The organism is Gordonia jinhuaensis, from assembly GCF_014639795.1.
Taxonomy (GTDB): domain Bacteria; phylum Actinomycetota; class Actinomycetes; order Mycobacteriales; family Mycobacteriaceae; genus Gordonia_B; species Gordonia_B jinhuaensis.
The window spans coordinates 1-5,740 of sequence record NZ_BMGC01000071.1 but is presented as its reverse complement, the minus strand read 5'-3'; the positions used below and the strand labels follow the sequence as shown (position 1 = coordinate 5,740).

General features: G+C 65.5%; 6 protein-coding genes. 1 reads left to right on the top strand and 5 read right to left on the bottom strand.

Going from position 1 to position 5,740, the window contains the following annotated elements:
- Positions 1 to 187: 187 nt before the first annotated feature.
- The 4 genes from IEW22_RS19500 to IEW22_RS19485 form a co-directional block, all read right to left on the bottom strand.
- Positions 188 to 1,888: a long-chain-fatty-acid--CoA ligase gene (locus IEW22_RS19500; RefSeq protein WP_188589003.1), complete on the bottom strand. Its 1,701-nt coding sequence runs from the start codon at positions 1,886 to 1,888 to the stop codon at positions 188 to 190.
- A gap of 115 nt (positions 1,889 to 2,003) precedes the next feature.
- On the bottom strand, positions 2,004 to 2,948 hold the full coding sequence (locus IEW22_RS19495) for an ABC transporter permease (RefSeq protein ID WP_188588993.1): 945 nt from the start codon (positions 2,946 to 2,948) through the stop codon (positions 2,004 to 2,006).
- A complete protein-coding gene (locus IEW22_RS19490; protein WP_229742928.1) occupies positions 2,945 to 3,781 on the bottom strand; it encodes an ABC transporter permease in 837 nt (278 codons plus the stop codon). Before IEW22_RS19490 ends, IEW22_RS19495 begins: the two co-directional genes overlap by 4 nt.
- Entirely contained in the window at positions 3,778 to 4,806 is a 1,029-nt protein-coding gene (locus tag IEW22_RS19485) for an ATP-binding cassette domain-containing protein (RefSeq protein WP_229742927.1), read from the bottom strand. The genes IEW22_RS19490 and IEW22_RS19485 overlap by 4 nt, the downstream gene beginning before the upstream one ends.
- Before the next feature lie 312 nt (positions 4,807 to 5,118).
- On the opposite strand from IEW22_RS19485, the gene IEW22_RS19480 reads away from it, so the two are divergent.
- Positions 5,119 to 5,376, top strand: coding sequence for an MbtH family protein (locus IEW22_RS19480; protein WP_188588991.1), 258 nt, complete (start codon positions 5,119 to 5,121; stop codon positions 5,374 to 5,376).
- 140 nt (positions 5,377 to 5,516) lie between these two features.
- Here the strand turns inward: IEW22_RS19480 and IEW22_RS20325 are convergent.
- Positions 5,517 to 5,740 (bottom strand): hypothetical protein (locus tag IEW22_RS20325; RefSeq protein ID WP_229742926.1); only part of this gene is annotated, 224 nt, incomplete at its 5' end.

Genomic DNA, 5,740 nt, shown 5'->3' with positions numbered 1-5,740 from the left:
GCCTACACCTCCAGCGACACCGCCCATCACCCCGCGATCTTGCTCACCCCTACATCTTGTGGTCGCAAGAACCTGTTCCACGCACCGTCAATCAGGAAGAGGCGGGAAACCAACACCGAATCACCAGAAATGCCAAGATCATTCACGTGAATGACACCGGTTCCGCAGGCGGCGAACCGAATCCGCCTCAGGCGTACAGATCCCCGTAATCGTCACGCAGTGCGCGCTTGTTGATCTTGCCGACGCTCGTCCGCGGGATCGCATCGACGAGCAGAACCGTATCCGGCAGTTGCCATTTCGCGAAGCGATCGCCGAGCAGCGCGTGAATCTCGTCGATCCCGATGTCCTCGCCGTCGCTGGTGGCGACGAAGGCAACCGGACGCTCCTGCCACTGCGGGTGTGACACTCCGATCACCGCGGCCTCCACCACCCTCGGGTGGGCGACGATGGCATTTTCCATGTCGATCGAGGAGATCCATTCGCCGCCGCTTTTGATGATGTCTTTCAGCCGGTCGGTGAGTTTCAGATATCCATTCTCGTCGATCACACCAACATCGCCACTGCGCCAATATCCGTCGAGAAATCGATCGGCGTTGTCATCGAGGTGGTAATAGCTCTCGATGATCCACGGGCCGCGGAGCAGCACCTCGCCCTGGCTGACCCCGTCGTGGGGGAGGTCGTTGCCGTCGGCGTCGACGATGCGGATGTCGATACCCGTCGCCGGAAGGCCCTGTCGTCGTTTGAGATCCCAGCGTTGTTCCTCGGAAAGAGATGCCGCGATGGTCGATTTGACCCCGCGATTCGAGGTGGCCAGCGGCGTCGTCTCGGTGGCGCCGTAGCCGTGGATGATGTCGGCCCCGGTGATCTCATAGAACTCCCGCATCAGTGACAGCGCGGGTTCGCTGGCTCCGGAGAGCAACCGCGCCCGGCGGAAGTCCGGCGGCACGTCGAGTGTCTTGATGTGGTCGAGCATGGGGGAGAAGATCGCCGGTGCGCCGTTGGTGACCGTCACGTCCTCGGTGATCATCACGTCGACCAGAGTCGCGATCTCCTCGACCGCATAGCGACCAGGCAGCACGATCTTGGCCGCCCCGTATACCGCCGACTGCGGCAGTCCCCAACTCTGCGCGTGGAACATCGGCGTGGTGATCATGACGGTGTCGGTGTCGTTGATCCCCAGATGCGCCGACTGCGAGAGCGTGTGCAGATACATGCCCCGGTGCGAGTAGTAGATGCCCTTGGGGCGTCCGGTGGTGCCGGTCGTGTAGCACGCGCTGTAGGCGGACTTCTCGTCGATCATCGGCCAGTCGAACTCCGGCGACGCCGCGGCCATCAGATCCTCGAGGTGATGCACGTTGGGAAGGCTGGTGTCGATCTCTTCGGCCGGCCGATCCGACATGACCACCCAGTTGCGCACCCCGGGTGCATGCGGTGCCAGTGCTTCGGCGACGCCGAGGAGCGACTCGTCGACCAGGACTGTGTGTGCCTCGCTGTGGGTGGCGACGAAGCCGAGATCCTCCGTCGACAGCCGCAGATTCATCTGCAGCATCACCGCCGCTGTGCCCGGGATCGCCCAGTACAGCTCGAAGTGGCGCCGGGAGTTCCAGTCGAGCACACCCACCACGTCGCCGGGCGTCACGCCGAGTTCGGTGAGCACGTTCGCGATGCGCTGCATCCGGGAGTACGAGTCGGCATAGGTGTAGCGATCCCAGCCGCCGTCGGCGGTGCGGTAGACGATCTCCTGCTCGGGATAGGTGCGCGCCGAATGACGGATGAGGGTGGTGGTGTTGAGCTGATAGGAATCGCCGTGCGTGGACGGTCGGCCCGTGACGATCCTCGCGTCGGCCGGTCGGTCGTGCACGTCGGCTTCGGTGTCGCTGTGATTCATCACGTCTGTCATGTCACTCCTCATGTGTTGCCCGTCACATGAGATTCTGGACCGTGCACCCGCCTGCCCGGGCCCGGATGGCCGAAGTCATGGGTGCCCCCAGGGCGGCGCCGGGTCAGCTGTTGCGGGCGGCCCGCGTGTAACCGCGCACTGCGGGCACCGCGAAGACGGCGAACAGCACCAGCGCCCAGAGCGCGGTTTCGGCGAGCGGGCGGGCAACCGGACCGCCGAGTGAGAGCCCGCGCATCGCCTCGATCGCCGGGCTCATCGGCTGGTGGCGGACCAGTGGCTGCATCCAGCCTGGGTAGTTCGACGCGGGAGCGAAACCCGTGTTGAAGAACATGAGCAGCGTCGACAGCAGCGCGAGGCCCTGCACCAGCGGGAAGTTCACCGTGGCGACGGCGAGTCCGAGCACCATCGTGGAGAACGCGATGCCGTAGAGCAGGGCGATCCCCAGGATTCCCAGCACGCTGCCCACCCCGTGGGTCACGCGGAATCCGATGGCGAATCCGATGATCAGCAGCACTGTGGAGGTGGCGAGGATGCGGACGAGCTCGGCGGCCACCCGCGAGGTCAGCTCGGCAGCACGGTGGACCGGCATCACGTAGAGACGGGTCAGCACACCGGTGCGGCGTTCCTGTGTGAGGCGAACCGCCCCGGCCAGCGAACCGAACATCGACCCGATGAGGATCGCCAGCGGCACGATGCCATAGGCCGCCTTGTGTCCGGTGGTCAGTTCCATGCCGTGCCCGAGGACCACGTTGAGCATGAGCATGGTGAACGCCGGGGTGACCAGGCCCTCGAAGAGCGTGCCGCGGTCGCGCACCAGGACGAGCAGTTGCCTGCGGGTGAGGATGGCCGACTGCCGCATCCACGAGCCGAATCCGCTCCCGCGCGCCTCACCGGTCGGTGCGGAGGTGACTATCTCGCGCTCGGTGTCGCGCGGGGTCGTGCCTACGCCGGCGTCGGAGTGCTCGGCCGACTTGCGCTCGGCCGAGTTCGGTTCGTCGACCGCGAACAGTCGCGGTCGGGTGTCGGGGGCGGCCTCGGAGGTGCTCATCGGCGTCCTGACCGCTGCGCCCAGATCACGGTCACCACGGTCAGTCCCACCCACCAGGCGGCAGCCGAAGCGATGCGATGCCAGGCGAACTCGCCGTCGCTGACGGTGCGCATGGCGTCGATGAACTGCGAGATCGGCTGATTGCGCGCGAACGGGCGGATCCACTCGGGGAAGTTCGACTCCGGGATGAAGCCGGTGGAGAGCATGCCGAGGATGAGAGAGGGCAGCGTCACGATCTGCGTGGTGAGCACCGGGTTGGCGGTGGTCACACCCAGGGTGTCGGCGGCCAGTGCGGCGAGCACCGTCACCGCGACGATCACCACCAGTAGCGCGACCAGACCACCGGCCCCGCCGTGATTACGCCACCCGATCGCCAGACCGCAGGCGAATGCGACGGCGACCGACACCGCGGCGACGGCCATGTTCACCGACAGTCGCGACACCCACGGCAGGTTGGCCGGCATCGGCAGCGCGCGCAGACGGGTGGAGATGCCTTCGCGGATGTCGGTGGCCGAGCGCACCGCGGCGCCGGTGGCCACGAACGACACCGACTGCAGCACGATGATCGGCAGCAGGAACTGACCGTAGTCGATGCCCTGCGCACCGATCGTGCGGTGCAGCGGGTAGTAGAAGCAGGCTGCGAGCAAGGCCGGCGACACGATCGCCGAGATCAACTCGCCGGATCGGGCCGATCTGCGCAGCCCGCGGCGCACCAGCGCCCACCACGGACCGATCACCGCACCCGAGCGCACCGGGGCCGCGTCCTGATCGAACAGCCGCTGCGCGGCGTCAGCGGGTGCGCCGGGCGTGCGGACCTGCGTGTCGACACTCATGAGGCGGCTGCCGGACCGGCCGCTGCGTGGCGGCCGCGTCGTTGCGGATCGGCATGTGCGTCGCCGCCGGTCAACGCCACGAACACCTGGTCGAGGCTCGGGCGAGCGAGTCGGATGTCGGTGACCTCGATCCCCGCGTCGGCGAGGAAGCCGGCGGCGGCGGCCACCGTCGCCGCACCGTCGCGGGCGGCGAGTGCGATTCGGTCGTCGGTGTCGCCGACCCGGGTCACCGACAACCCCAGCGTGAACGCCAGACCGGTCGCCGCCCGAGAGACATCCGCGACGCGGGCGCACTGGATCTCGCAGTAGGTGTCGGCCACCTGGGTCTTGAGCTCGTCGGCGGTGCCCTCGGCCACCACCGTGCCGTGATCGATCACCACGATCCGATCGCTGAGCTCATCGGCTTCCTCGAGGTACTGGGTGGTCAGGACGGTGGTCACACCCTCCGATCGCAGCGCTCGCACGAGGTTCCACACGCCCATGCGGCTGCGCGGATCCAGGCCGGTGGTCGGCTCGTCGAGAAAGACCACCTGGGGTCGCACGATCAGCCCACATGCGATGTCGATGCGGCGACGCATCCCACCGGAGTACTTGCCCACCCGTTTGCGGGCGGCGTCGGTGAGGTCGAAGTAGCCGAGGAGTTCGTCGGCTCGAGTGCGGGCAGCCGACCGCGACAGACCGTTCAATTCACCGAACAGCGTCAGGTTCTCCCGACCGGTGAGTGCTTCGTCGAGCGCCGCGAACTGTCCCGTGAGGCTGATGATCCGTCGAACATCGTGTGATCTATCTCTCACATCGAATCCGCAGATCCGGGCCGTTCCCCGGTCGGGTTGCAGGAGGGTTGAGAGCATCGAGACGGTGGTGGTCTTGCCCGCGCCGTTGGGTCCCAGGAGTGCGAGGACCGTGCCCGGTGCAACGGTGAAGCTGACGTCGTCGACAGCCGTCTGACCACCGAAATCCTTGCCGAGGTGTTCGACCTCGATGCCGGATCCCATGAGTGTGCCGACAGGAGTCGGAGATGACATCGGCTCGCTTCCGTTGCGGGTTGGGGGAGGGTCGGTGCGGGAGTGCAGAAGCGCATGTGCGGCCTCGGGATGCACGACACCCGCGACGTTTATCGCTACACGCGTCCGTAACGTTAGCCCAGCGGCGAATATGAATTCCCTCAACGCTCTGACTGCGGGCTGATCGGACTACACCTGACAGTGAATTGTCAGAATCAATGCCTAATCTCTGATTGTCACGCCACAATGGAACTGGCTGCACCGGGGGTCTCGCGTAGGCATCTGGCTGCGTCGGGTCCACGTGGCGGCCACCGCGATGATCCTGGAGGACACATGGCTAACCCTTTCGACGACGAATCGGGTACCTTCATCGTTCTCGTCAACGATGAGAACCAGCACTCGCTCTGGCCCACCTTCGCCCGCGTTCCCGCGGGGTGGACCACAGTGTTCGGCGAGGATTCGAGGCAAGCGTGCCTCGACTACATCGACACCCACTGGACCGACATCCGTCCGCGCAGCCTGATCGAGGCGACCGAAAAGGCCAGGCGTGAAGACGAATCCGTGTTGAGTTCCACGGTCACCAGCCACTGACGAATCTGCGGCGCCCTGTCGCCGCACAGTCCATGCAGTAGCACATCCGAGGCACCCTCATGCGCGACGCAACCCTGCGCCGCCGATGACGCATACCCAAGACGGCACCGAAGCCGCAGTAGGAGCAGGAATTTCGTGGTTCAGCAACCGCCGGTGTCTGACAATTCCGAATCGGGCGATTTGCACGCGCCTGCGCAATCGTTTGTTTCGCAACCGAATTCAACGATACCGCTGACGGCCGCTGCGCGGGAGATGATTGCGCTAGTGTCTCGTTTCGTTAATACGTTTTGGGTTGAGCTTTCTTCAGGATTTCGTCTGCGGTTTTTGTCCATACGAAGGGGTGTTTGCGGTCGTTCCAGCCGTT